The organism is Rathayibacter sp. AY1B6, assembly GCF_002932755.1.
Taxonomy (GTDB): Bacteria; Actinomycetota; Actinomycetes; order Actinomycetales; family Microbacteriaceae; genus Rathayibacter.
The window spans coordinates 41,221-67,802 of the sequence record NZ_PSWL01000017.1 but is presented as its reverse complement, the minus strand read 5'-3'; the positions used below and the strand labels follow the sequence as shown (position 1 = coordinate 67,802).

Here is a 26,582-nt window from a genome sequence, read left to right as displayed (position 1 = left end):
GTCTGTTTCCTCTACGCTTCTTCGGCTCAGCCGACGCTCGTGAAGATGTCGATGGAGCCGGACTTCAGCGTGACGATCGCGCGCTTGGTGTCCTTGCGCTTGCCGGTGCCGAACTTCGTGCGGCGGGTCTTGCCCTGGCGGTTCAGCGTGTTGATCGACGCGACCTCGACGCCGAAGATCTTCTCGATGGCGAGCTTGATCTCGGTCTTGTTCGAACGCGGGTCGACCACGAAGGTGTACTTGCCCTCGTCGATCAGTCCGTAGGACTTCTCCGAGACCACCGGGGAGATGATGACGTCGCGGGGGTCCTTGTTGAACGCGGCGGACTGGCTCATGCGTTCACCTCTTCCTTGTTGGACTCGACGCCCGACTTGGCCGCGATGAACGCGTCGAGCGCGCCCTTCGAGAACACGATGTCGTCGGAGACGAGCACGTCGTACGCGTTGAGCTGGTCGGCCGGCAGGATGTGCACGAACGGCACGTTGCGGAGCGAGAGCTCGGCGATGTAGTCGTCGCGCTCGAGCACCACGAGGACGTTGCGCGACACCGAGAGGGCGTCGAGCAGGACGAGGACGTCCTTGGTCCGGGGGGTGTCGCCGAGGGCGAGGGACTCGACCACGTGGATGCGGGCGCCGCGCGCGCGGTCCGAGAGAGCGCCGAGCAGAGCCGCGGCGATCATCTTCTTGGGGGTGCGCTGCGCGTAGCTGCGGGGGGTCGGTCCGTGGACCACGCCACCGCCGGTCATGTGCGGGGCGCGGATCGAGCCCTGACGAGCGCGACCGGTTCCCTTCTGCTTGAACGGCTTGCGACCGGCTCCGGAGACCTCACCGCGGTTCTTCGTCTTGTGGGTTCCCTGGCGCGCCGCGGCGAGCTGGGCCACGACGACCTGGTGGATGAGGGGGATGTTGGTCTGGACGTCGAAGAGCGCGGCGGGGAGCTCGACCGAGCCCGCCTTCTGGCCCTTGACGTCGATGATGTCGACAGAGGTAGCCATGGAACTACGCTCCCTTCACGGCGTTGCGAACGAACACGAGGCGACCGCGGGCACCGGGGACGGCGCCCTTGACGAGCAGCAGGCCCTTCTCGGCGTCGACGGAGTGCACCTTGAGGTTGAGCACGGTGACGCGCTCGCCACCCATGCGACCGGCCATGCGCATGCCCTTGAAGACACGGCTGGGGGTCGAGGAGGCGCCGATGGAGCCGGGCTTGCGGTGGTTGCGGTGCGAACCGTGCGAAGCCGAGACGCCCTTGAAGTTGTGGCGCTTCATGACACCGGCGAAGCCCTTGCCCTTGCTGGTGCCGACGACGTCGACCTTGGTGCCGGCCTCGAAGACGGCGTCCACGGTCAGCTCCTGGCCGGCCGAGTAGTCGGCGGCGTCGGAGGTGCGGACCTCGGTGAGGTGGCGGCGGGGGGTGACGCCCGCGGCGTCGAAGTGACCGGCGGCGGGCTTGTTCACCTTGCGCGGGTCGATCGCACCGGCGGCGAGCTGGACGGCAGTGTAGCCGTCCTTCTCCTCCGTGCGGACCTGGGTCACGACGTTGGGGCTGATCTCGATGACGGTGACCGGCACGAGCTTGTTGTCCTCGTCCCAGACCTGGGTCATTCCGAGCTTGGTGCCGAGGAGGCCCTTGCTGGTCTTCAGCGTGGGGGAAACAGTGACAGACATGGTGGCACTCCTCCTTAGAGCTTGATCTCGATGTTGACGTCGGCCGGCAGGTCGAGGCGCATGAGCGAGTCGACGGCCTTGGGCGTCGGGTCGATGATGTCGATGAGGCGCTTGTGGGTGCGCATCTCGAAGTGCTCGCGGCTGTCCTTGTACTTGTGGGGAGAACGGATCACGCAGACCACGTTCTTCTCCGTCGGCAGCGGCACGGGGCCGACCACCGTTGCACCGGCACGGGTGACCGTGTCGACGATCTTGCGCGCCGACGTGTCGATGACCTCGTGGTCGTACGACTTCAGTCGGATGCGGATCTTCTGTCCCGCCATGTGTGATCTCTCACTCTCTTGTTATTGCGTCGTACGCGACTCCCCCGGCCGGAGCCGGACTCGTCTCGCATTGGACGCGCTCGCGAAGGAACTCCGGTGACCCGGAAAAGTGCAACCAGTGTTCTTCTGTCAAAAGCACCGCATCCCGGGGGCGCTCCGATCGGCGTGCAGAACGCACGACGCACGGAGAACCCGTTGAGATGTCGGTTGTTGTCGTTCTGCTACCCGCCGCCTCGACGTCGCACCCGCGTGGCCGCCCTCTCGGGTCGAGCCTCCGCGATGCCGTCTCGGCACTGCCTGGCAGTGTCCCCCTCCGAGCAGCACGCCGCCCGAGAGGAAATTTTGAACTAGAAGAGTCTCCCACAGATGCCCCACCCCTGCAACCCGGGCGTGTCGCGCCGGAGGGCTCCTCCACGACCGCGTCGTGACCTCCCCTCGGAGCCGATGATCCCCGGCCGCGACGCGGGCAGGAGGGCTCGGCCGCTACTCGAAGAGCAGCGCCCGGACGGCGGTCTCGGCCGAGGCGGGGCGCGACGCGTCGATCGTCTCGCCGGCGCGGAAGTGGTCCAGCAGTCGCGGGTCGACGTAGCTGGCGCGGGCGACCGTGGGCGTGTTGCCGAGCACGTCGGAGGCGTCGCGCATCGCCTGGGCGATCGCGGAGTTCCGAGCGCGCTGCGTGGCCTGCGGGCCCGACTTCGCCAGGCTCAGCGCAGCGGCGGCCGTGCCGTGCAGAGTGCGGAAGTCCTTCGCCGTGAAGTCGTCCCCCGCGCGCTCGCGCACGTAGTCGTTGATCTCGGGCGCCGAGACGGGCCGCCACTCCCGCCCGTCCTTCCAGGCGAGCAGGCGGGCGTTCGGTCCGCGCCGCTTGAGTGCACGGACGACCCGCGAGAGATCGTGGTCGAGGATCTCGCTCGTCCACGCCTGGTGGCTCTTCCCCGGGAAGGCGAGGGCGACACGGTCCCCGTGGGTCGTGGCGTGCGCGCACAGGAGCGTCGAGAGGCCGACGCTGCCGTGCTCCTTCGCGTACCTCTCGCTGCCGACGCGGAGCGACCCGGTGTCGAGCATCCGGAAGGCGGTCGCCAGCGCCCGCTCGCGGCTGGGCCCGTCCGATCGGAGGGCGATGGTCACGGCCCGGCGCGCCCCGGGCAGGGCCTCCGCGAGCCGCAGTGCCCGGTCGAACTTGATCCGATCCTTCTGCTCGCGCCAGGTCGGATGGTAGATGTACTGGCGGCGGCCGGCCGAGTCGACGCCGGTGGCCTGGATGTGCCCGTTGGGGTACGGGGCGATCCAGACGTCCGTCCAGGCCGGCGGGATGCCGAGACGGTCGAAGCGCGCGCGCAGCTCCGTGTCGGCGACCGTCGCGCCCTTCGGGTCGCGGTAGCTGAAGCCGGAGCCCGCACGCACCCGGGTGTAGCCGCGTCCGCTCGAATCGGTCCTGCGGAGTCGTTGCGCGCGAGTGTCAGCCATCGATCCGACGATAGGACGGCGGATCGGAGGGCCGCACCCGCTTGACGGCGGGGAGGAGCAGTCGGACGGGAGCCGCTACTCGTTGCCGATCCGCTTGTCGGCCTGGCGCTTCAGGTCCTCGATGCGGTCGTCGTACTTGCCGTTGGTGAGGCGGCTGGCGATCTCGCCGGCCTTCTCGAGGGTCTGGTCGGAGACCTGCTCGGCCTTCTCGCTCCGCAGCGCGTCCTGGGCCTTCCGGCTGTTGAGCAGTTCGCCGGCCTGGCGTCCGAGCTTCCCGAGATCCACGATGATGCCTCCTTGTCGACGCGCACAGGGCGGCGCGTGCCTCAGTGTGGCGCTCCCGGCTGAGGGAACGGTGCGGGCGCGCCGGTCAGCCGGCCAGCGCGATCACCCGCGCCGCGGCGTCGGCCAGGGCGCGGCCGTAGGAGGGACCGTGACCGGCGGCGTGGACGGCGAGCGGGTGCAGCTGGTGCAGCGGCACCCGCTCCTCGTAGCCGGCTTCCAGCGGATGCTGCTCGCGGTAGCCCTCGAGGACGGCGCCGAGGTGCGGAGCGCCGAAGAGGGACAGCATCGCCAGGTCGGTCTCGCGGTGGCCGCCGTGAGCGGCGGGGTCGATCAGGACGGCGCCCTCCGCCGACCAGAGCACGTTGCCGGTCCAGAGGTCCCCGTGGATCCTGGCGGGCCCCGCCCCGTCGTCGAAGGCGCCCGCCGCCACCCGGTCCAGCGCCCGCTCGACGGCCCGCGACTCGGCTGCGGTGAGGGTTCCCGCCTCCACGGCGGGGCCCAGGAACGGGCGCACCCGCTGCTCCGCGTAGAAGCGCCCCCACGAGTCGTCGGGGCGGCACGGCATCGCGCGGCGGCCGATGTACGCGGGGCCGGTCCAGCCCGGGGGCGGTGCTCCGAAGGCGGTGGCTCCCGCGTCGTGCGTCCGGGCGAGCGCGGCGCCGAAGGCGCGAGCCGACTCGGCCGACGGGCGGACCGAGCGGATCTCCTCCAGCTCGATGCGCCCGGGCGACACCGCCTCCACCCCGACGCAGCGCGCACCCCCGTCCGCCTCGCGCAGCCAGCCCAGGCCGGCCGCCTCCCACTCGAAGAACTGCGGGCGGGCACGGGGGTCGCTCTTCACGAAGGGCATGCGGCCACGCTAGCCGGGCGTCCCGGGAACGACGAGAGGGGCCGCCCGCCGAAGCGGACGACCCCTCTCGAGAGATCGGTAGGACGGACCTACTTGACGATCTTGGTGACCGTACCGGCACCCACGGTGCGTCCACCCTCACGGATGGCGAAGCCGAGGCCCTCCTCCATGGCGATCGGCTGGATCAGCGCGACCGTCATGTCGGTGGTGTCGCCGGGCATGACCATCTCGGTGCCCTCGGGCAGCGTGATGACGCCGGTGACGTCGGTGGTGCGGAAGTAGAACTGCGGACGGTAGTTCGCGTAGAACGGGTTGTGACGCCCACCCTCATCCTTGGACAGGATGTACGCGGTGCCCTCGAAGTCCGTGTGCGGCGTGACCGAACCCGGCTTGACGACGACCTGGCCGCGCTCGACGTCCTCGCGCTTGGTGCCGCGGAGGAGCAGACCGCAGTTCTCGCCGGCCCAGGCCTCGTCGAGCTGCTTGTGGAACATCTCGATTCCGGTGACCGTGGTCTTCTGCGTCGGGCGGATGCCGACGATCTCGACCTCGGAGTTCAGAGCGAGGGTTCCGCGCTCCGCACGGCCGGTGACGACGGTTCCACGACCGGTGATCGTGAAGACGTCCTCGATCGGCATCAGGAACGGCTTGTCCTTGTCGCGCACCGGGTCCGGGATGGACTCGTCGACCGCGTCCATGAGGTCGAGGATCGACTGGGTCCAGGTCTCGTCGCCCTCGAGGGCCTTGAGGCCGGAGACGCGCACGACGGGGGCGTCGTCGCCGGGGAAGCCCTGCGACGAGAGGAGCTCGCGGACCTCGAGCTCGACGAGCTCCAGGATCTCCTCGTCGTCCACCATGTCGGCCTTGTTCAGGGCGACGAGGAGGTAGGGGACGCCGACCTGCTTGGCGAGGAGGACGTGCTCACGGGTCTGAGCCATCGGGCCGTCGGTGGCGGCGACCACGAGGATCGCGCCGTCCATCTGGGCCGCGCCGGTGATCATGTTCTTGATGTAGTCGGCGTGACCGGGGGCGTCGACGTGCGCGTAGTGGCGCTTCGGCGTCTCGTACTCGACGTGCGAGATGTTGATCGTGATGCCGCGCTGGCGCTCCTCGGGAGCGGAGTCGATCGACGCGAAGTCACGCTGGACGTTGGTCGCGGACGGGAACTTGTCCGCCAGAACCTTCGAGATCGCCGCGGTGAGCGTGGTCTTTCCGTGGTCGACGTGACCGATGGTTCCGATGTTGACGTGCGGCTTGGTCCGCTCGAACTTGGCCTTAGCCACTGTGGGTCCTCCTCAGGACTTAGGTGCAAGCATCCGCATCCGGGCGGCCGCACGGGGCGACACGAGGACAGGAGGACTTGCGGGGGTTTTGTGTACGTATGTTACCGGCAGTGGTCGTGCGGCCGTCCCGCTGCGACAGGGGGCGCGCTGCACTCGGCAGCAAACCCGCACGACACTACCAGGCCGTCGCCGTTCCGGGGAACGGCGACGGCCCAGGGGCGGAGCTACTCGCCCTTGTTCTTCTGGACGATCTCCTCGGCCACGGCCTTGGGGACCTCGGCGTAGGTCTCGAACGTCATCGAGTAGACGGCACGGCCCGAGGTCTTCGAGCGCAGGTCTCCGATGTAGCCGAACATCTCGGACAGCGGGACGTTGGCCCGGATGACCTTGATGCCGGTGGCGTCCTCCATCGACTGGATCATCCCGCGACGCGAGTTGATGTCGCCGATGACGTCGCCCATGTACTCCTCGGGAGTACGGACCTCGACGGCCATGAGCGGCTCGAGGAGGACCGGCTGCGCCTTGCGCGAGGCCTCCTTGAACGCGATCGAGCCGGCGATCTTGAACGCCATCTCGGAGGAGTCGACGTCGTGCGCCGCTCCGTCGACCAGGGTCGCCTTCACGCCGACCATGGGGTAGCCGGCGAGCACGCCGACCTGCATGGCGTCGCGGATGCCCGCGTCGACGGAGGGGATGTACTCGCGCGGGACTCGGCCACCGGTGACGCCGTTGACGAACTCGTAGGTCTTGTCGGCCTCGACCTCCATCGGCTCGATGGTGATCTGGACCTTCGCGAACTGGCCGGAGCCACCCGTCTGCTTCTTGTGGGTGTAGTCGTACTTCTCGACCGTGCGGCGGATCGTCTCGCGGTACGCGACCTGGGGCTTGCCCACGTTGGCCTCGACGTTGAACTCGCGCTTCATGCGGTCCACCAGGATGTCGAGGTGCAGCTCGCCCATTCCCTTGATGACCGTCTGACCGGTCTCCTGGTTCTGCTCGGTGCGGAAGGTGGGGTCCTCCTCCGCGAGCTTCTGGATCGCGGTGCCGAGCTTCTCCTGGTCGGCCTTCGTCTTGGGCTCGATGGCGACCTCGATGACGGGCTCCGGGAAGGTCATCGACTCGAGCACGACCTGCGCGGCCGGGTCGCTCAGGGTGTCACCGGTGGTGGTGTCCTTGAGGCCGATGACGGCGTAGATGTGGCCGGCGGTGACCGAGTCGACCGGGTTCTCCTTGTTGGAGTGCATCTGGAAGATCTTGCCGATGCGCTCCTTCTTGCCCTTGGTCGAGTTGATGACCTGGGCGCCGGAGTCGAGCTTGCCCGAGTAGACGCGGACGTAGGTCAGGCGGCCGAAGAACGGGTGCACGGCGACCTTGAACGCGAGCGCCGAGAAGGGCTCGGTCGAGTCCGCGTGGCGCATGATGACCTTCTCCTCGTCGCGGACGTCGTGCGCCTCGATGGCGGGGACGTCGAGCGGGGAGGGGAGGTAGTCGACGACCGCGTCGAGCATCGGCTGGACGCCGCGGTTCTTGAACGCGGAGCCGCAGAGCACCGGGTAGATCTCGGAGTTGACGGTCATCTTGCGGATGGCGCCCTTGATCTCCGCGACGGTGAGCTCCTCACCGCCGAAGTACTTCTCGAGCAACTCGTCGGAGGTCTCCGCGACGGTCTCGAGGAGCTTCTCGCGGTACTCCGCCGCCTTGTCGGCCAGATCGGCCGGGATCTCCTCGATCTCGTACTTCGCGCCGAGCGCGACGTCGCCCTTCGAGTCGCCGCGCCACGTGAGCGCGCGCATCTCGACCAGGTCGACGACGCCCTCGAAGGAGGACTCCGCGCCGATGGGCAGCTGGATGACCAGCGGCTTCGCGCCGAGGCGCTTGATGATCGTGTCGACCGTGTAGTAGAAGTCGGCGCCGAGCTTGTCCATCTTGTTGACGAAGCAGATGCGCGGGACGTCGTACTTGTCGGCCTGACGCCAGACGGTCTCGGACTGGGGCTCGACGCCCTCCTTGCCGTCGAAGACGGCGACGGCGCCGTCGAGGACGCGGAGCGAGCGCTCGACCTCGACCGTGAAGTCGACGTGACCGGGGGTGTCGATGATGTTGATCTGGTTCTTGTTCCAGAAGCAGGTCGTCGCGGCGGACGTGATCGTGATGCCGCGCTCCTGCTCCTGCGCCATCCAGTCCATCGTCGCGGCGCCGTCGTGGACCTCGCCGATCTTGTGCGTGATACCCGTGTAGAACAGGATGCGCTCGGTGGTGGTGGTCTTGCCGGCATCGATGTGGGCCATGATGCCGATGTTGCGGACCTTGTTCAGGTCGGTGAGCACATCTTGTGCCACGGAGTTCCTCCGATAGGTGATGGAGCCAGCGCACCGGGTTCATGGCCGAATGGCTGGGATTCTGGTGGTGGCGGTCGCCCGGTCGCGGGGATCGGGCGATCCGCCGCCGGGACCGGGCCCGCAGCGCTGACGCCGCGGGCCCGGTGGTCGCGGTCGCCCGGAGGCGGCCGCGGGGTGCGCTACCAGCGGTAGTGCGCGAAGGCCTTGTTCGACTCGGCCATCTTGTGGGTGTCCTCGCGACGCTTGACAGCGGCGCCCAGACCGTTCGACGCGTCGAGGATCTCGTTCATGAGACGCTCGGTCATCGTCTTCTCGCGACGGGCCTTCGCGTAGCTGGTGAGCCAGCGGAGCGCGAGGGTGTTGGCGCGGTGGGGCTTGACCTCGACCGGGACCTGGTAGGTCGAGCCGCCGACGCGGCGGCTGCGGACCTCGAGGGTCGGGCGGACGTTGTCGAGCGCCTTCTTGAGGGTGACGACCGCGTCCTGGCCGTTCTTGCCGGCGACGCCCTCGAGGGCACCGTAGACGATGCGCTCGGCGAGGCCCTTCTTGCCGTCCAGGAGGATCTTGTTGACGAGCTGGCTGACGATGGGGGCGCCGTAGACGGGGTCTGCGACGACGGGGCGCTTGGGAGCGGGGCCCTTACGAGGCATTACTTCTTCTCCATCTTCGCGCCGTACCGGCTGCGAGCCTGCTTGCGGTTCTTGACGGCCTGGGTGTCCAGGGCGCCGCGAACGATCTTGTAGCGGACACCGGGGAGGTCCTTGACGCGACCGCCGCGCACGAGCACCATCGAGTGCTCCTGCAGGTTGTGGCCCTCGCCGGGGATGTAGGCGGTGACCTCGGTGCCGTTGGAGAGCTTCACGCGGGCCACCTTGCGGAGGGCCGAGTTCGGCTTCTTGGGCGTGGTCGTGTAGACGCGCGTGCAGACGCCGCGCTGCTGGGGGTTGGCCTTCAGGGCGGGCGCCTTGGTCTTGGTGACCTTCGGCGTGCGTCCCTTGCGGACCAACTGCTGAATCGTTGGCACTGGTTTTGCTCCTTGAATGCTGCACGGTGACAGCGGATCGATGGTCGACATTCGGCCCTCCCGTCTCCGGGAACGGCCGAGTTCATCTGGACCCGACGCACCCCGCGGCCCCGCGAGCGGGACCGGGAGGGTGAGGGGTATGCCGTGGGGGCCGCCCGATCGGACGAACCCGCGGGTCCTCACGGACCCGGTAGAGCGAAGTGCGGCGACCGCATCGACCCGGAGGCACGACACAAGCGCACGGCAAAGCGCACACCCGAAGAATATTACGGGGAGTGACGGGGCCGGTCAACCGAGCGGCGTTCGCCCTGGGAGATGCCGCGGCGCCGCGACGAGCCGCGCCGGGGCTCCGCCGTCACTCCCGCTCGTCGCCCTCCCAGCCCCAGTGGGGGCTGCGGCCGCCGGCGTCGCGACGGGCCAGGAGCAGGAGGAACACGAGCTGGACGGCGGCCGCGAGCACGCCGGTCGCGATCGCGAAGACAGTGGGCGCATGAGCGAGGATCCAGCCGAGGATCTCCCCCGGCTCCTGACGGCCGAGCCCGTAGAGCGCTCCGCCCGTGAGGAGGAAGAGCAGGTAGACGACGACCCCGGTCAGCAGCGACGGGCCGAGGACGCGGTGGACGGCGGGACGGGCGGCGAGGGTCACCATCGCGACCAGCACGGCGACGACGCAGACCGCCACCGACACCGGCCCCAGCAGCGGGCCGGCGTCGCGCTCGGGCACGACGTCCTGGTCCAGCAGGAGGCTGAGGACCCCGAACGCGCAGACGACCAGAGCGAGGTAGAGGAACGCGGCGAAGCCGGCCAGCGCGAGGCCGTAGCCCAGCCCGGCTCCGCGGCCCTGCCCCTGCCGCTCCGGAGTCACGACTGCGCGGCCGCTTCGCGCTCGGCGTTGCGGCGCTTGACGCCCCGGGCGCGGCCCGCGATCGCGGCGCCGCCCCAGACGCTCGCCTCCCGGCCGAGGACGCCCGCGGCGAGGACCGCCGCGAGGACGGCGGGATCGCGGACGAACTCGAGCGCGACGGAGCGGTCGATCGGCAGGGCGAGCGGTCCGACGGCGCTCCAGCCGCCGACCAGCGCGGCCGCAGCCGTGAGGAGGGCGACGAGGAAGCCGCCGAGGACGTAGGCCCACCAGCCCGCGCGGTTCACGACGAGCACGATCAGCGCCAGGCCGACGAGGAACGCGGCGACCGGGGCGAGGAACAGCGCGGTCGGCGCCACCTCGAGCGCGAGGGCGACCGGATCGCCGCCGATGCGGTCGACGAGGAGGCGGATCGCGGTGAGGGCGACGAGGTACAGGACGGCGAAGACCGCGGTCGTCAGGAGGGCGAGCGCGAGGCCCGCGAGGCGGTTGCCGGAGCGCCGGGGCGGCTCGGGCTCGGCCTCGACCGGCCCGAGGGCGCTGGGGGCGGACGCCGCGGCGGCCGGGGCGGCGGGCTCGACGGTCGGCTGCCGGCCGGTCACGGGCTCGGGCCAGACGTACTCGCGGGTCGGCTGGGGTCCGGTTCCGCCGGACGTCTCGGTCGCGGAGGGGATCCGCGTGGTCTCGGCGTCGCTGCTCCAGGTCACCCGGACAGCATAGGCACGCCTTCCGCCGCGCCCGGTGCGCCGCGCGGCTCCCCGTCGATGGGGGACAGCGCCGATCGTCTACTCGAGCGGGTGGAGGAGGCGGTGCAGGAACTGCCGGGTGCGCGGCTCGCGCGGCTCCCGGAGGATCTGCGCGGGGGCGCCCCGCTCGACGACCACGCCGTCGGCCATGAAGACGACCTCCGAGGCCACCTGCCGGGCGAACTCGAGCTCGTGCGTCACGACGAGCATGGTCCAGCCCTCCCCCGCCAGCTCCCGCATCAGCGAGAGCACGTCGCCGACCAGCTCCGGGTCCAGCGCCGAGGTGGGCTCGTCGAAGAGGAGCAGATCGGGCCGCAGCGCGAGTGCCCGGACGATGCCCACGCGCTGCTGCTGACCACCGGAGAGCTCGAAGGGGTAGGCGCTCCCCCGGCCGCCGAGGCCGACGCGCTCGAGCAGGCGCTCCGCCTCCGGGACCACCTCGGACGCGGGACGGCGCTGCACCCGCAGCGGCCCCTCCGTCACGTTCTGGAGGACCGTCAGGTGCGGGAAGAGGTTGAAGTGCTGGAAGACCATCGCGGAGTGGTCGCGCAGCTTGGTCAGCGCCTTCCGGCCGACGCCGCGGTCGAAGTCGAGGACGCTGCCGTCGGCGAGCTCGACCACCCCGCCGTCCGGCACCTCGAGACTGTTCAGCGAGCGCAGGACGGTGGTCTTGCCCGAGCCGGACGGCCCGATCAGGGCGACGACCTCGCCGCGGCGGACCTCCAGGTCGATGCCGCGCAGCACCTCCACCCCGCCGAACGACTTCCGGAGTCCGCGGGCCGTGAGCACGGGCCGGGCGTCGGTCGGGGTGTCAGCGGGCGACATAGCGGTCCAATCGCTTCTCGAGCAGGCCCTGGCCGCTGGAGAGCACCAGGCAGATGAGCCAGTAGATCAGAGCGGCCTCGAGGTAGAGGAGCATGAACTCGCTCGACGCGGTGGCGATCTTCTGCGCCTGCCGGAAGAGCTCGGTCACCAGGATGAGGGAGGCCAGCGAGGTGTCCTTCACCAGCGAGATGAAGGTGTTCGACAGGGGCGGGACGGAGACGCGCGCGGCCTGCGGCAGGATGATGCGCCGCAGCGAGAGCGAGCGGCTCATCCCGATCGTGTGCGCCGCCTCCCACTGCCCCTTCGGGACGCTGAGGATCGCCGCGCGGATGACCTCCGCCGCGTAGCCGCCCACGTTGAGGGCGAACGCGATGGTGGCGCTGGGCCAGGGGTCGATCTTCAGTCCGAGGCTCGGCAGGCCGTAGAAGATCACGAACAGCTGTACCAGGAGCGGCGTGCCCCGGATGACGGAGATGTAGGCGCGCGCGATCCACGAGAGGATCCGCACGCGCGAGAGCCGCATCAGGGCGACCGCGAGCGCGAGCACGAGCCCGATGGCGAAGCTCGCCAGCGCGAGCGGGATCGTCCCGACGATGCCCCCGGAGAGGATCGGCCAGAACGACCGGAGGACGAGGTCCATTGTGTTCTCCCGCCTTCGCGGGAGGATCCGCGGTCGGCTCGATCGGGTGGTGGCGTCGGGGCGGATCGTGTCCGCCTCCTCGGGAATGCTGGCACGCTTCGCGCCGGGGCGGGCGCTCTTGCGGGCGGACCCGCGGCCTGAGCCGCTCCGCCGCGCCCCGCGTCGGCGCCGCTCACGCACGAGACGGCCCCTCCCGGGAGGGGAGGAGCCGTCTCGGTGCCGGACTACTGGGAGACGTCGGCTCCGAAGTAGCGCTCGGAGATGGAGGCGAGGGTGCCGTCCTCGCGCAGCTCGTCGAGGGCGGAGTCGACGGCCTCGACGAGGTCGTCCGAGCCCTTCGGGAAGGTGAAGGCGCTCTCGGAGGTGTCGTCGGTGGTGACGGCGACCTTGAGGCCCGCGGCCTGGTCGGGGTAGGTCGTGGACCAGTCGAGCCAGGTGAGGCGGTCGTTCACGGTCGCGTCGACGCGTCCCTGCTCGACGAGGGCGATGGCCTGCGCCCAGCCCTCGACACCCTCGACCTCGGCGCCGTTCTCCTGCGCGACGGTGTACCAGTTGCTCGAGAGCGACTGCGCGGTGGTCTTGCCGGAGAGGCCGGCGAGGTCGGTGATCGAGGTGTCGCTCGAGGGGACGATCACGACGCCGGGGCTGACCGAGTACGGCTCCGAGAAGTCGTACTTCGCCTCGCGCTCGTCGTTGATCGAGACCTGGTTCGCGATCACGTCGAAGCGCGCTCCGTCCAGGCCCGCGAACATCGCGTCCCACTGCGTCTCCTGGAAGTCGGGCTCGACGCCCAGCTTCTCGGCCACGGCGGTGATCACGTCGACGTCGTAGCCGGTGAGAGCTCCGGTCCCGCCGTCGGCGTGGAAGGAGAAGGGCGGGTAGGTGCCCTCGGTGCCGATGGTGAGCTTCCCCGAGTCCTCCACCTCGGCCAGGGTCAGGCCGGAGCTCGCGGAGGCGGTGCCCTCGCCGCTCGAGCCGGAGACCACGTCGTCGGTCGAGGCGGGCGCGCAGCCAGCGAGGACCAGGGCGGCGGCGGCGGCGGTCGCGCCGACCAGGACGCGCAGGGAGGTGCGGGCGGAGAGGGTCACGGTGTTGTCCTTCGGTGCATCACGGAGTCGTGGCGGTCCCGCTGCGCCGGATGCGGCGCGGGGATCGACGAGGGGACGGGTCGTCCCGGGGCGGACCGCTGCTCGGCGGAACCGCCCGGAGTGACGATAACCAGTGGAGGGGGCGGCCCTATTCCCGCATGTCGCCGTGTGACGCCGGGAGTCCGGCCAGGAAGCGCTCGGCGCCGTCGACCTCCTCGCTCGTGAGGCCCGTCGCCGACTCCGGACGCACCAGGTGGAAGGGGGTGCTCTGCTCGCGCGCCCAGTCGTAGGCGTCCTCGTGGAGGTTGTCGTCGATCCACACCACGGCGTCGATCGGGCCGCGCTCGGCGGCCGCCTCCAGCCACACCGCGACGGGCTGGAGCTTGCCCGTCCGGCCCGGGAATCGCGGGTCGCGCGGAAGGCCCCCGTCGAAGACGATCGCGTCCGTGCCGGCCGGCAGTCCGAGGTCCTGCGCGAGGACCCGCGTCAAGCGCGGCGGCCAGGTGGTGGCCCAGACGATCGTGCCGACCGCGGCCAGCCGGGCCACGAGCGCCTCCCGCTCCGGCTCGAGCTCCAGGCGGTGCGAGCCCGAGGCGCGATCGCTGCGGACGGAGGGGTTCAGGACGCCGTCGACGTCGAGCAGGATCAGGGCGGCCATGCCTGTCACCGTAGCGGCGGCGGGGCGGCTCGCGCGAGGAGCGCTAGCGTGACGGGATGCCTCCGTCCCTCGTGCTGCCGGGAGGCCGCAGGGCCGTGCTGGGGCCGGATCCGGTGCGGCCGGAGGCGCTGCTGCTCACGGTCGACGGCGCGGAGCAGTCGCTGATCGATCCGGGCGATCCCCGTGCCCTGCACCTCGAGTACCTCGCGCGCCTCGGCGCGGTGGTCGACGCCGCCGCCCCTCCCGGCGAGCCGCTGCGCGTGCTGCACCTCGGAGCCGGCGCCCTGGCCCTGGCCCGCTACGTCGACGCGACCCGGCCGGGCTCCGAGCAGCTCGCGGTCGAGAGCGCGGCGGGACTCGTGGAGTTCGTGCTCGAGCACGCCCCGCTCCCCCGCGGCGCGCGCGTCCGGCTTCTCACGGCCGACGCCGCAGGGCCCCTGCCGCCCTGGAGCGCCGACCTCGTCGTGCTCGACGTGTACGACGGGGACGAGATCCCCGAGGCGTTCTACCGCGCGTCCGTCCTCGCTCCGCTCGCCGCCCGGGTCGGCGCCGACGGGCTCCTCGCGGTCAACGTCGCCGACGACGCCGACCACCGGAGGCTGGAACGCCTGCGCGGGGTCGTCCGCGGGCTGCTCCCGGTCACCGCAGCGGTCGGATCGACCGCGTTCGTCGAGGGGCGCACCAGCGGGAACGCGATCCTGCTCGCCTCAGGCTCGGCGATCGCCGACCACGTCGCCGACCGCCTGCTGCGCGCCGGCCCGCACCCGGTCTCCGCCGCGGCGGATCGCGACGTCGTGGTCACCGAGGTGGCGGTAGAAGTCGACCCGTGAGTCGAGCGTGACGCCGGTCTCGAGGTACTTGGCGCGGATCCGCTTGATGTAGGTGCGGACGGTGTGCTCGGCGACGCTGAGGTCGACCGCGACGGTGCGGACCGCGGCACCCGCTCCGTAGGCGCGCATCACGCGGCTCTCCTGCGGGCTCAGCACCGGGCGGCGCTCCTCGCGCCCGTGCACGAGCCGGTGTCGGGCCGTGTCCGAGATCCAGGTGCGGCCGGAGGCGACCGAGACGACCGCCGCGGCGAGCTCGCTCGGGTCGTCGCCCTTCCAGACGTAGGCCGCTCTCTCCCGTCGCAGCACCGCCCGCACCGGCTCCAGGGAGTCGGAGGAGGAGAGGACGACGAGTCCGACGGTCCGGGCCGCCGCGCGCTCGAGAGTGTCTGCCACCTCCTCGCCGGGCACGCCGTCGAGGTCGAGGACCGCGATGCGGTCGACGCCCTCCTCGTCGTGCGAGAACTGCGGCAGCAGCTGTGCGAGCAGCGCCTGAAGCGCGGCGCGCTCGATCGCTGGTCCGTCCACGACGGCCAGCGTGAACCGATCGAATCCGGTCACGGGGATCCCCTAGCAGGGGCAGGTTCGGGTCCGCCCCGGCTGCACCGTAGCGGGCCGCTGCGACGTCGCGCACGCGACGGGACATTCCGTCTCAGTGTGAGGACGCCGACAGAGCGCTCCGGATCGGCTCACGGAGCGCGTGGAGGACCCCCCGCGGCGCCGTCTGGGGCTAATGTCCCTCTCCATGGACGACAGCGCAGAGGGCTCCCGGCGGGCCCGGAGGATCCCTGCGGAGCAGGTCCGCAGCCGGATGATCGCCACGGCGCGCGACGTCGTCTCGAACCACGGCCTCACGGTGAGCTTCGCGCACCTGCCCATGGAGGAGTACATCCGTCTGGCCGGGGTGCCGCGCAGCTCCGTCTACCGCATCTGGAGCACCCGCGAGGAGTTCGTGGCCGACCTCATCGGGGAGGTCTTCGTGCGGGACCGGTACGCGGAGGGCTCCGATCCCGAGGCCCAGCAGGAGATGCGCGAGGTCTACGACCGCTCCGCCGAGCTCCTCTCCACCGCCGCCGGCCGTCGGCGGGTCGCCTGGGAGACCATCCGCATCGGCGCGCGGGCGAACGCCGAGTCGCTGCGCCGCTCCGCCGACTGGTCGTCCTACAACGCGCTGCTCGCCTGCACCTTCTCGATGGAGGAGGGGCCTGCGCGCGCCGCGGTGCGCGCCACGGCGAAGCGGATCGAGGTCATGCTCACTCGCCGGATGCGCGACTTCTACGAGGAGACGCTGGCGGTCTTCGGCGGCACGATGCGCCCGGGATTCACGACGCTCCAGCTCGCCCACCTCACCGCGATCGTGGTCGACGGGCTCGCGCACCGCGGCCGGCTCCTCGACGACGACCTCGACGCTCCGGTGACCGCCCCCGGCCTCGACGGCGAGCCGGTCGAGTGGACCCTCGCGGCCTGGACGATCCGCTCGATCGTCGACGGGATGCTGGAGCCGGTCGCGGAGGACTGAGCGGATCCGCCGCCCGGATCACTCGTCCGGTTCGGTGAACCCGTCGATCAGCAGCAGCACCGACACCACCGCCAGCGACGGCCCGTCGGGATCGGCCGGGTCGAGCGGGCCGGTGACCAGTTCCGGTGCCGCGATGCGCGCGACGCACAGCCCCTCGACCAGGGCCGAGACGGCGGAGGCGAGAGCGGCGGAGCCGCGGCCCGGGCGCAGCCGGAGCCCCGCCTCGGCGAGGGTGTGCTCGTAGTACTTCGCCATGTTGTCGATGAAGTGCAGCTGACGGGCGCGCAGAGCGGAGCCGATGGCGGACCGCGCCGGCTCCTCGTGCGAGTCGACCGCGCCGGCGAGAGCGATGAAGTTGCGCCAGTGCTGCGCCGAGAAGACGTTGTCGACGTTCGCGTCCACGGCGATCCGGACGGAGGCGATCAGAGCCTCGCGGCGCTGCGCCGGGGTGGGCTCCGGGTCGAGGCTCCGGTGGAGGTGGGCGTTCCCGGCCCGCAGGGACGGCTGATCGAGCCGGGTGGCGAGGACCCGCTCCGGGATCGCGGCGATCAGCTCGTCGTAGAAGGACTGGCGGGTGGGCCAGATCCGGTACACGGTGCTGCGCGGCACGCCCGCCGAGCGGATGACGTCCTCGAGGGGCAGGTGAGCGACTCCGACGCGCAGGCCCTCGGCGCGGACGACCGCCAGAGCGGCGTCCAGCAGGCGGGTGCGGACCTGATCGCGGGTCAGGCGCGGAGGACGCGCCGACTCCTCCGCGTCGAGGGGGTCGTCGCTCATCAGGCCTCCGGCGCCGGGATGCACGGAGGTTCCTCCGGCATCTGCTGCAGCCGAGCGTACCCGGACGGAGCGCGGAACGTGAGAGGAGATCGGAGACGGGCGCGGCCCGCGCATGCGGCTCGGGTGCCGCGCGGGCCGCGCTGCCTGTCCCCCAGGCGGCCTCCCCATGGGCCGGTCCGACCGTATGCTTCCCGACAGACGTCCGTCAACTGACGCGACATGATGTCTCCTCGTGGCGGCCGCCACCCTGTCACGAGGACCGCCTCCGGGACTCCTCCGCCGCCGGGAGCGCCCTCGCCGCGGTCTGCGCTCGAGAGGCGTGCGGAGCGGACAGCGCGCCCGCGACGACGTCCGACACGACGGCGGTGGCGTGCTCGACGAGGTCGACGTTCCGGGTCAGCCGCGCGTGGTGGCACGGGCTCGCGTCGACGTCGACCACGAGCTTCGCGAAGCGCAGGGCGTCGCCGAGCCGCGCGAACGGCGAGAGCTCGGCGACGAGGGACGGCACGTCGGCTGCGGCGAGGTACGTGTAGCGGCAGGTCGAGACCACGTAGTCGTCGACTCCGGCCGTCGCCGATCCGGTCGCGACCATGATGTCGCCGAGGTCGACCGGGGCGCTGGCGAGGCCGAGCGCCACCGCGGCGGTCACCTGGATGTCGCCCACCAGCGCCGTCACGTGCACGCCGGCGGGCCAGGGCGGCAGGGAGCCGAGCTCGGTCGATCCCGTCCGCAGACCCTTGCCCGCCGCCGAGGCGAGGGCGTCGATCATCGGCACTCCCGTGCACTCCCCCGCGTGCTCGGCGTCCTCCGAGACGGCGTCCCCGCAGGAGGCGAGCATCGCCGAGACGCTCAGCCGACTCTGCGGGTCCAGTCCCGCGATCACCGCGGGGCTGACCTGACCGGAGTCGTCGACCATCCGTCCGAGGCGCTCCGCGACATCGGATCCCGTGTTCGGGGTGCCGAAGGTGAGGACGGACGAGACCATCGAGGCGACGGCGGTGCCGTCGACCGCGCCGCTCAACGCCTGACGTGCCGCGAGGCCGCCCATCGAGTGCGCGACGACGACGGCGCGGTGCCCGGTCGCGGAGACGAGGCACGCGATCGAGGAGGCGAGCGCATCGCTGATCCCCGGGTCGGTGACCCAGCGCGCGGCGAGCCGGCGGTAGTCGAAGGTGTAGACCGCGACGCCGTCGATCTGCTGCAGCCGCCCGAGGAGGGACGGCTCGGGAGCGTCGAGCGGAGCGGTCGCCGACTCGGACGACACCATGTCGACGAGGTGGGAGAAGGCCCCCGTGCGGTCGGCGTCGTGGGTCGCCGTGCCCAGCCACCCGTGCAGCATCACGATGGGGACCAGGGCGGCGGCGGAGCGCGGCCGGACGTCGTCCCCCGTGAGCACGGGAGCCAGCTCCGCCACGCCGCAGGACGAGGGAGCGACCGCCTCCGCCGCCTCCGCCCGCCCCGCGGGCACGACGACGGCACCGACCACCACGAGCAGTGCGGCCAGCACGACGATCACGAGTCTCATCCGCGCGTTTCCTCATGTGCCGCGACCAGGACGGGGGAACGGGTACAGGCTCGACCCGACGAGCACCTGTCGAGTCAATCATCCCGCCGCCGTGGGGAAGGCCGCTCGTCGCGAACGGGCGGCCCCCCCGTGCGGGTGACCGCGGGCCGGGGACGTCGAAGGCCCCGCCGGTGTCCCGACGGGGCCTTCGATCGTTCAGCTCATCTCAATCAGCTGTAGTTGCCCGGCTCGTAGCCGTCGCTCGAGAACGAGTCGAAGTCCACGAACGAGAGGTCGGCGTCGCTGAACGCGGCGTCGTCGGCGAAGATGCGGTTGGGGTACCGCTCGGCCTTCGCCTCCTCGGTCGCCTCGACCGACACGTTCCGGTACTTGGGCAGACCGGTTCCCGCCGGGATCAGCTTTCCGATGATCACGTTCTCCTTCAGGCCCATCAGCGGGTCGCGCTTGCCCTCCATGGCCGCCTGCGTCAGGACGCGGGTGGTCTCCTGGAAGGACGCGGCCGACAGCCACGACTCGGTCGCGAGCGAGGCCTTGGTGATGCCCATGACCTCCTGGCGGGCGGACGCGGTCCGCTTGCCCTCGGTCAGAGCCGCACGGTTGACCTCGCTGTAGCGCGAGCGGTCGACGAGCTCGCCCGGCAGCAGCTCCGTGTCGCCGTGGTCGACCACGGTGACCTTGCGGAGCATCTGACGCACGATGACCTCGATGTGCTTGTCGTGGATCGGCACACCCTGCGAGCGGTAGACGCCCTGGACGCCGCCCACCAGGTGCTTCTGGACCTCGCGGACGCCCAGCACGCGCAGGACCTCCTTGGGGTCGACCGTTCCGACGTGCAGCTGCTGCCCGAGCTCGACGTGCTGGCCGTCCTCGATGAGGAGCTGCGAGCGCTTGAGCACCGGGTAGATGACCGCCTCGTCGCCGTTGTCCGGCTGGAGGATGACGCGGCGGGCACGGTCGGTGTCCTCGATGGTGATCCGGCCGGCGGCCTCCGCGATCGGCGACGCGCCCTTGGGGGTGCGGGCCTCGAAGAGCTCCTGCACGCGGGGAAGACCCTGCGTGATGTCGTCGGCCGAGGCCGATCCACCGGTGTGGAAGGTGCGCATCGTGAGCTGCGTGCCGGGCTCGCCGATCGACTGGGCCGCGATGATGCCGACGGCCTCTCCGATGTCGACGAGCTTGCCGGTGGCGAGCGAGCGGCCGTAGCAGGCCGCGCAGACGCCGACGGCGGACTCGCAGGTCAGGACGGAGCGCACCTTGATGTGGCGCACGCCCGCTCCGACCAGCTTCTCGATGAGCACGTCGCCCACGTCCTCGCCGGCCTCGGCGACGAGCTCGCCGGCCTCGTTCGACGCCGGGGTGGCGAGCGAACGGGCGTAGACGGAGTTCTCGACGTTGGAGTCCTTGATCCAGGCGCCGGTGGCGTCCTGGAGCATGATCGGCAGGTCGAGGCCCTTCGAGGTGCCGCAGTCCTCCTCGCGGATGATGACGTCCTGCGAGACGTCGACGAGTCGACGCGTCAGGTAGCCCGAGTCCGCGGTGCGGAGCGCGGTGTCGGCCAGGCCCTTGCGGGCACCGTGCGTGGCGATGAAGTACTCGGCGACCGACAGGCCCTCGCGGTACGAGGAGATGATCGGTCGGGCGATGATCTCGCCCTTCGGGTTGTTCACCAGGCCTCGCATGCCGGCGATGTTGCGCACCTGCAGCCAGTTTCCGCGGGCACCGGAGGTGACCATGCGGTTGATGGTGTTGTCCGTCGGGAAGTTCGCGCGCATGGCCTTGGCGACCTCGTCGGTCGCCTCGGTCCAGATCTTCACGAGCTCCTGGCGGCGCTCGGCCTGAGTGGTCAGACCCTTGTCGTACTCGGACTCGACCTTGGCGGCCTTCTTCTCGTAGCCCGCGATGATCTCGGGCTTCGACGGAGGCGTGAGGATGTCGGACAGCGCCACGGTGACACCCGAGCGGGTGGCCCAGTAGAAGCCGGCGTCCTTGATCCGGTCGAGCGAGGCGGCGACCTCCACCTTCGGGTAGCGCTCCGCGAGGTCGTTGACGATCCCGGAGATGGTCGTCTTGTCGGCGACCTGCTCGAAGTAGGGGTAGTCCACCGGCAGCGCCTCGTTGAAGAGGGCGCGGCCGAGCGTGGTCTCGAGGAGGACCGGCGCGGTGACCTTGCCGTTCTCGTCGATCTCGACGCCCTCGGGGGCCTGACCCTGCGCGAAGTACACGTCCGACATGCGGATCCTGACCTTCGAGTTCAGGTGCAGCGAGCCCTGGTCCTTCGCGAGGATCGCCTCCGAGACGGAGGAGAACGCGCGGCCCTCGCCGGCGGCGCCCTCGCGGATCGTCGTCAGGTGGTGGAGGCCGATGATCATGTCCTGCGTGGGCAGGGTGACCGGACGGCCGTCCGAGGGCTTGAGGATGTTGTTCGACGCGAGCATCAGGATGCGCGCCTCGGCCTGGGCCTCGACGGACAGCGGCAGGTGGACGGCCATCTGGTCGCCGTCGAAGTCCGCGTTGAAGGCGGCGCAGACGAGAGGGTGCAGCTGGATCGCCTTGCCCTCGACCAGCTGGGGCTCGAAGGCCTGGATGCCGAGACGGTGCAGCGTGGGCGCGCGGTTCAGCAGGACGGGGCGCTCGCGGATGATCTCCTCGAGCACGTCCCACACCTGCGGGCGCGAGCGCTCCACCATGCGCTTGGCGGCCTTGATGTTCTGCGCGTGCGACAGGTCGATCAGGCGCTTGATCACGAACGGCTTGAACAGCTCCAGCGCCATCTGCTTGGGCAGACCGCACTGGTGCAGCTTGAGCTGAGGGCCGACGATGATGACCGAGCGGCCCGAGTAGTCGACGCGCTTGCCCAGCAGGTTCTGGCGGAAGCGACCCTGCTTTCCCTTGAGCATGTCGCTCAGGGACTTCAGGGCGCGGTTGCCGGTTCCGGTGACGGGGCGGCCGCGGCGGCCGTTGTCGAAGAGGGCGTCGACCGCCTCCTGGAGCATGCGCTTCTCGTTGTTCACGATGATCTCGGGGGCACCGAGGTCGAGCAGGCGGCGGAGGCGGTTGTTGCGGTTGATCACGCGACGGTAGAGGTCGTTCAGGTCGCTCGTCGCGAACCGGCCTCCGTCGAGCTGCACCATCGGGCGCAGCTCCGGCGGGATGACCGGGACGACGTCGAGGACCATCGCGGCCGGCGAGTTGCCGGTGGCGAGGAACGAGTTGACGACGCGCAGGCGCTTGATGGCGCGGATCTTCTTCTGACCCTTGCCCTCGGCGATCTGCAGGTGAAGCGTCTCGGCCTCGGCCTGGAGGTCGAACTGCTCGAGGCGCTTCTTGATCGCCTCGGCGCCCATGTAGGCCTCGAAGTAGACGCCGTACCGGTCGACGAGCTCGTTGAAGACCGCGTCCTCGGGCTTGAGGTCGCCGACCTTGAGGGTGCGGAACTGCTCCCACACGCTCTCGAGCCGCGCGATGTCCTCGTCGAAGGACTTGCGGATCTGGCCCATCTCCTTCTCGGCGCCGTCCTTGGTGCGGCGCTTCTGGTCGCTCTTGGCGCCCTCCGCCTCCAGAGCGGCGAGGTCGGTCTCCAGGCGCGCCAGGCGGTCCGCGATGCGGGAGTCGCGCTGGTCCGAGAGGGTCTTGATCTCGAGCCGGAGCTCGTTCTCGAGACCGGGCATGTCGGCGTGACGGCCGTCGTCGTCCACGTCGATGATCATGTACGCCGCGAAGTAGATGACCTTCTCGAGGTCCTTCGGCGCCATGTCCAGCAGGTATCCGAGGCGCGAGGGGACGCCCTTGAAGTACCAGATGTGGGTGACGGGGGCGGCGAGCTCGATGTGGCCCATCCGCTCGCGGCGGACCGAGGACTTGGTGACCTCGACGCCGCAGCGCTCGCAGACGATGCCCTTGAAGCGGACTCGCTTGTACTTGCCGCAGGAGCACTCCCAGTCGCGAGAGGGTCCGAAGATCTGCTCGCCGAACAGTCCGTCCTTCTCGGGCTTCAGGGTGCGGTAGTTGATGGTCTCGGGCTTCTTCACTTCACCGTGCGACCAGCGACGGATGTCATCGGCCGTCGCGAGGCCGATGCGCAGCTCATCGAAAGTGGTTACGTCGAGCAATGTTTTCTCCTTGTCGGAAAACAGGGTGTCTCGTCAGAGACGGGAGTCGTCGGAGGCTGGCGCGGATCAGATGTCGTCGACGGAGGACGACTCGAACCGGGAGGAGATGTTGATGCCGAGCTCTTCCGCGGCGCGGTAGACCTCGTCATCGGTGTCGCGCAGGCTGACCGCGGTGCCGTCGGCCGAGAGGACCTCGACGTTCAGGCACAGGGACTGCATCTCCTTGATGAGGACCTTGAAGGACTCCGGGATGCCGGGCTCCTGGATGTTCTCGCCCTTGACGATGGCCTCGTACACCTTCACGCGGCCGAGGATGTCGTCCGACTTGATGGTGAGGAGCTCCTGGAGGGCGTAGGCGGCGCCGTAGGCCTCGAGGGCCCACACCTCCATCTCGCCGAAGCGCTGTCCGCCGAACTGCGCCTTACCACCGAGCGGCTGCTGGGTGATCATCGAGTACGGGCCCGTCGAGCGCGCGTGGATCTTGTCGTCGACGAGGTGGTGCAGCTTCAGGATGTACATGTAGCCGACCGAGACCGGGTCCGGGAAGGGCTCCCCGGAGCGGCCGTCGAACAGCTGCGTCTTGCCGGACGAGCCGATCAGGCGCTCTCCGTCGCGGGTCGGGGTGGTGGAGTCGAGCAGCCCTGCGAGCTCCTCCTCCGCCGCACCGTCGAAGACGGGGGTCGCGACCTTGGTGCCGGGCGCCGCCTCGCGGGCGTGCTCGGGCAGGCGCGCGGCCCACTCCGGCTGGCCCTCGACCTTCCAGCCCTGCTTCGCGATCCACCCGAGGTGGATCTCGAGGACCTGGCCGAAGTTCATGCGGCCGGGGACGCCGAGCGGGTTGAGGACGATGTCGACCGGGGTGCCGTCGGCGAGGAACGGCATGTCCTCGACCGGCAGGATCTTCGAGATGACGCCCTTGTTGCCGTGGCGGCCGGCGAGCTTGTCGCCCTCGGTGATCTTGCGCTTCTGGGCGATGTAGACGACCACGCGCTGGTTGACGCCCGAGCCGAGCTCGTCGTCGCCGTCCTGCGCGTCGAACACCTTGACGCCGATGATCGTGCCCTGCTCGCCGTGGGGCACCTTCAGCGACGTGTCGCGGACCTCGCGGCTCTTCTCGTTGAAGATCGCGCGGAGCAGGCGCTCCTCGGCCGAGAGCTCGGTCTCGCCCTTGGGCGTGACCTTGCCGACGAGGATGTCGCCGGGGCGGACCTCGGCTCCGATGCGGATGATGCCGCGCTCGTCCAGGTCGGCCAGGAGCTCCGGGCTGACGTTGGGGAGGTCGCGGGTGATCTCCTCCTTGCCGAGCTTGGTGTCGCGGGCGTCGACCTCGTACTCCTCGATGTGGATCGAGGAGAGGACGTCGTCCTTCACCAGGTTCTGGCTGAGGATGATCGCGTCCTCGAAGTTGTGGCCCTCCCACGGCATGAACGCGACGAGCAGGTTCTTGCCCAGCGCGAGCTCGCCGTTCTCGGTGGCGGGGCCGTCGGCGACGACCTCGCCGACCTCGATGCGCTCGCCGGCCGAGACGACCACGCGGTTGTTGTACGAGGTGCCCTGGTTGGAGCGGTCGAACTTGCGGAGGAAGTAGGTCTGCGTGCCGCCCTCGTCCAGCTGGACGGTGACGGAGTCGGCGGAGACCTCCTGGACGACACCGGCCTTGTCGGCGGTGATGACGTCGCCGGCGTCGATGGCCGCGAAGCCCTCCATGCCGGTTCCGACGACGGGCGACTCGCTGCGCAGCAGCGGGACGGCCTGACGCTGCATGTTCGCGCCCATGAGCGCGCGGTTCGCGTCGTCGTGCTCGAGGAACGGGATCAGCGAGGTCGCGACCGAGACCATCTGGCGCGGCGAGACGTCCATGTAGTGGACGCGCTCGGCGTCGACGAGCTCGACCTCTCCGCCCTTGGGGCGGACCAGGACCTTGCCCTCCGCGAAGCGGAAGTCCTTCGTGAGGGGGGCGTTCGCCTGGGCGACCAGGTACTCGTCCTCCTCGGACGCGGTGAGGTAGTCGATCTGCGAGGTGACGGTGCCGTCGACGACCTTGCGGTACGGCGTCTCGATGAAGCCGAACGAGTTGATGCGCGCGAAGGACGCGAGCGAACCGATCAGGCCGATGTTCGGGCCTTCCGGGGTCTCGATCGGGCACATGCGGCCGTAGTGCGAGGGGTGGACGTCGCGGACCTCGACGCCGGCGCGCTCACGGGAGAGTCCGCCGGGGCCGAGCGCCGACAGGCGGCGCTTGTGGGTCAGACCCGCGAGCGGGTTGTTCTGGTCCATGAACTGCGACAGCTGGCTGGTCCCGAAGAACTCCTTGATCGCGGCGACGACGGGGCGCACGTTGATCAGGGTCTGCGGGGTGATCGCCTCGATGTCCTGCGTGGTCATGCGCTCGCGGACGACGCGCTCCATGCGGGACAGTCCGGTGCGGACCTGGTTCTGGATCAGCTCGCCGACCGCGCGGATGCGGCGGTTGCCGAAGTGGTCGATGTCGTCGACGTCCAGACGCAGCTCGACCGCCTCGCCGTCGCGCACGCCGGGGAGGGCGGTGCGGCCGTCGTGCAGGGCGACCAGGTACTTGATGGTCGCGATGATGTCCTCGACCGTCAGCACCGAGTCGGACAGCGCCTTGTCGATGCCGAGCTTGCGGTTGATCTTGTAGCGGCCGACCTTCGCGAGGTCGTAGCGCTTGGAGTTGAAGTAGAAGTTGTCCAGCAGCGCGCGGGCGGCCTCGGCGGCGACCTGCTCGCCCGGACGGAGCTTGCGGTAGATGTCGCGGAGGGCGTCCTCCTTGGTGAGGATGTTGTCCTTCTCGAGGGTCAGCTCGATCGACTCGTAGCCGGCGAACTGCTCGAGGATCTCCTCGCTCGTCAGGCCGAGGGCCTTGAGGAACACGGTGACCGACTGCTTGCGCTTGCGGTCGATGCGCACGCCGACCTGGTCGCGCTTGTCGATCTCGAACTCGAGCCAGGCGCCGCGGCTCGGGATGACGCGGGCGGAGTAGATGTCCTTGTCGGACGTCTTCTCCTGCTGGCGCTCGAAGTAGACGCCGGGGCTGCGCACGAGCTGGGACACGACGACACGCTCGGTGCCGTTGATGATGAACGTGCCCTTCTCGGTCATCAGCGGGAAGTCGCCCATGAAGACCGTCTGGGTCTTGATCTCACCCGTGAGGTGGTTCATGAACTCGGCCTCGACGTACAGCGGAGCGGCGTAGGTCTTGCCGCGCTCCTTGCACTCCTCGATCGTGTACTTCTCGGGCTCGAGGTACGGGTTCGTGAAGCTCAGCTGCATCGTCTCGCTGAGGTCCTCGATCGGGGAAATCTCCTCGAAGATCTCGTCGAGTCCGGAGTTGGCGGGGAGGTCCTCCCGGCCGGCGGCCTTCGCCTCGGCGACGCGGGTCTTCCACGCCTCCGAGCCGACGAGCCAGTCGAAGCTCTCGGTCTGCAGCGCGAGCAGATCCGGAACGGTCAGGGTGTCGCTGATCTTGGCGAACGAGAGACGCGAAGCTCCGCGTCCGTTCTTGGGTGAGGTGGTGGTCGCGGTGGACGCAGCAGCCAAGGAAGGAACCTCCGTAGACCCTCGCGGGTCTCAATCTGTGGGATGTGTGGAGTGGGCTCCCGCCGGACGGGCCGCCACCCCTGCCCGCACGCCGTGCGGACCGAGGCGACTCGGTCTTGGGGGCGGGGCTAGAGTGTGGCAACGGCATCCACCATCTGATGCCGGGTTCCGGTGACCTGCCGACCGCGATATGAGGGCATGGGTACTCGG

23 protein-coding genes are annotated in these 26,582 nt (G+C 70.2%); 1 reads left to right on the top strand and 22 read right to left on the bottom strand.

The window, feature by feature from the left end:
- Positions 1-26: 26 nt before the first annotated feature.
- The 18 genes from rplW to C5D08_RS10580 form a co-directional block, all read right to left on the bottom strand.
- A complete protein-coding gene (gene rplW / locus C5D08_RS10665) occupies positions 27-335 on the bottom strand; it encodes a 50S ribosomal protein L23 (protein ID WP_068209445.1) in 309 nt (102 codons plus the stop codon).
- Positions 332-994: a 50S ribosomal protein L4 gene (rplD, locus tag C5D08_RS10660; RefSeq protein ID WP_104224565.1), complete on the bottom strand. Its 663-nt coding sequence runs from the start codon at positions 992-994 to the stop codon at positions 332-334. The genes rplW and rplD overlap by 4 nt, the downstream gene beginning before the upstream one ends.
- Before the next feature lie 4 nt (positions 995-998).
- Positions 999-1,667: a 50S ribosomal protein L3 gene (gene rplC, locus C5D08_RS10655; protein ID WP_104277017.1), complete on the bottom strand. Its 669-nt coding sequence runs from the start codon at positions 1,665-1,667 to the stop codon at positions 999-1,001.
- Between the two features lie 14 nt (positions 1,668-1,681).
- The gene (gene rpsJ / locus C5D08_RS10650; protein WP_005050520.1) at positions 1,682-1,990 is read right to left on the bottom strand and encodes a 30S ribosomal protein S10; all 309 of its coding nucleotides are present in this window, start codon (positions 1,988-1,990) and stop codon (positions 1,682-1,684) included.
- 483 nt (positions 1,991-2,473) lie between these two features.
- Positions 2,474-3,457, bottom strand: coding sequence for a DNA topoisomerase IB (locus C5D08_RS10645; RefSeq protein WP_104277016.1), 984 nt, complete (start codon positions 3,455-3,457; stop codon positions 2,474-2,476).
- A 75-nt stretch (positions 3,458-3,532) separates the two neighbouring features.
- Positions 3,533-3,742 (bottom strand): antitoxin, encoded by a 210-nt coding sequence (locus tag C5D08_RS10640; protein ID WP_159939075.1) that lies wholly within the window; start codon positions 3,740-3,742, stop codon positions 3,533-3,535.
- A gap of 85 nt (positions 3,743-3,827) precedes the next feature.
- Positions 3,828-4,592, bottom strand: a complete 765-nt coding sequence (locus C5D08_RS10635; RefSeq protein ID WP_104277014.1) for a fructosamine kinase family protein — start codon at positions 4,590-4,592, stop codon at positions 3,828-3,830.
- Positions 4,593-4,681: 89 nt separating this feature from the next.
- Complete coding sequence (gene tuf, locus C5D08_RS10630) at positions 4,682-5,875, bottom strand: elongation factor Tu (protein ID WP_104277013.1); 1,194 nt, start codon at positions 5,873-5,875, stop codon at positions 4,682-4,684.
- A gap of 224 nt (positions 5,876-6,099) precedes the next feature.
- Complete coding sequence (gene fusA / locus C5D08_RS10625; RefSeq protein ID WP_104224571.1) at positions 6,100-8,214, bottom strand: elongation factor G; 2,115 nt, start codon at positions 8,212-8,214, stop codon at positions 6,100-6,102.
- Positions 8,215-8,393: 179 nt separating this feature from the next.
- Entirely contained in the window at positions 8,394-8,864 is a 471-nt protein-coding gene (gene rpsG, locus C5D08_RS10620) for a 30S ribosomal protein S7 (RefSeq protein WP_068251443.1), read from the bottom strand.
- Entirely contained in the window at positions 8,864-9,238 is a 375-nt protein-coding gene (rpsL, locus tag C5D08_RS10615; protein ID WP_011186743.1) for a 30S ribosomal protein S12, read from the bottom strand. The genes rpsG and rpsL overlap by 1 nt, the downstream gene beginning before the upstream one ends.
- Before the next feature lie 355 nt (positions 9,239-9,593).
- Complete coding sequence (locus C5D08_RS10610) at positions 9,594-10,103, bottom strand: DUF6121 family protein (protein WP_104277012.1); 510 nt, start codon at positions 10,101-10,103, stop codon at positions 9,594-9,596.
- Entirely contained in the window at positions 10,100-10,807 is a 708-nt protein-coding gene (locus C5D08_RS10605; RefSeq protein ID WP_104277011.1) for a hypothetical protein, read from the bottom strand. Before C5D08_RS10605 ends, C5D08_RS10610 begins: the two co-directional genes overlap by 4 nt.
- 78 nt (positions 10,808-10,885) lie before the next feature.
- The gene (locus C5D08_RS10600; protein WP_104277010.1) at positions 10,886-11,671 is read right to left on the bottom strand and encodes an amino acid ABC transporter ATP-binding protein; all 786 of its coding nucleotides are present in this window, start codon (positions 11,669-11,671) and stop codon (positions 10,886-10,888) included.
- Positions 11,658-12,311: an amino acid ABC transporter permease gene (locus tag C5D08_RS10595; RefSeq protein ID WP_104224574.1), complete on the bottom strand. Its 654-nt coding sequence runs from the start codon at positions 12,309-12,311 to the stop codon at positions 11,658-11,660. Before C5D08_RS10595 ends, C5D08_RS10600 begins: the two co-directional genes overlap by 14 nt.
- A 224-nt stretch (positions 12,312-12,535) precedes the next feature.
- Entirely contained in the window at positions 12,536-13,399 is an 864-nt protein-coding gene (locus C5D08_RS10590) for an amino acid ABC transporter substrate-binding protein (RefSeq protein ID WP_374953945.1), read from the bottom strand.
- 148 nt (positions 13,400-13,547) lie between these two features.
- Positions 13,548-14,057, bottom strand: coding sequence for an HAD domain-containing protein (locus C5D08_RS10585; RefSeq protein WP_104277009.1), 510 nt, complete (start codon positions 14,055-14,057; stop codon positions 13,548-13,550).
- 707 nt (positions 14,058-14,764) lie between these two features.
- Positions 14,765-15,445 carry a LuxR C-terminal-related transcriptional regulator gene (locus tag C5D08_RS10580; protein WP_104277008.1) on the bottom strand — a complete coding sequence of 227 codons (681 nt, stop codon included), beginning with the start codon at positions 15,443-15,445 and terminating at the stop codon, positions 14,765-14,767.
- A gap of 184 nt (positions 15,446-15,629) precedes the next feature.
- On the opposite strand from C5D08_RS10580, the gene C5D08_RS10575 reads away from it, so the two are divergent.
- A complete protein-coding gene (locus tag C5D08_RS10575; protein ID WP_146086075.1) occupies positions 15,630-16,403 on the top strand; it encodes a hypothetical protein in 774 nt (257 codons plus the stop codon).
- 18 nt (positions 16,404-16,421) lie between these two features.
- Here C5D08_RS10575 and C5D08_RS10570 read toward each other — a convergent pair whose 3' ends face one another.
- The 4 genes from C5D08_RS10570 to rpoB all read right to left on the bottom strand — a co-directional run bounded on the left by C5D08_RS10570 (position 16,422) and on the right by rpoB (position 26,372).
- Entirely contained in the window at positions 16,422-17,180 is a 759-nt protein-coding gene (locus tag C5D08_RS10570) for a TetR/AcrR family transcriptional regulator (RefSeq protein ID WP_146082528.1), read from the bottom strand.
- Between the two features lie 250 nt (positions 17,181-17,430).
- Positions 17,431-18,705, bottom strand: a complete 1,275-nt coding sequence (locus tag C5D08_RS10565) for a triacylglycerol lipase (RefSeq protein ID WP_104277005.1) — start codon at positions 18,703-18,705, stop codon at positions 17,431-17,433.
- Positions 18,706-18,914: 209 nt separating this feature from the next.
- On the bottom strand, positions 18,915-22,814 hold the full coding sequence (locus C5D08_RS10560) for a DNA-directed RNA polymerase subunit beta' (RefSeq protein ID WP_104224580.1): 3,900 nt from the start codon (positions 22,812-22,814) through the stop codon (positions 18,915-18,917).
- 66 nt (positions 22,815-22,880) lie between these two features.
- A complete protein-coding gene (rpoB, locus tag C5D08_RS10555) occupies positions 22,881-26,372 on the bottom strand; it encodes a DNA-directed RNA polymerase subunit beta (RefSeq protein WP_104247589.1) in 3,492 nt (1,163 codons plus the stop codon).
- Positions 26,373-26,582: the final 210 nt, after the last annotated feature.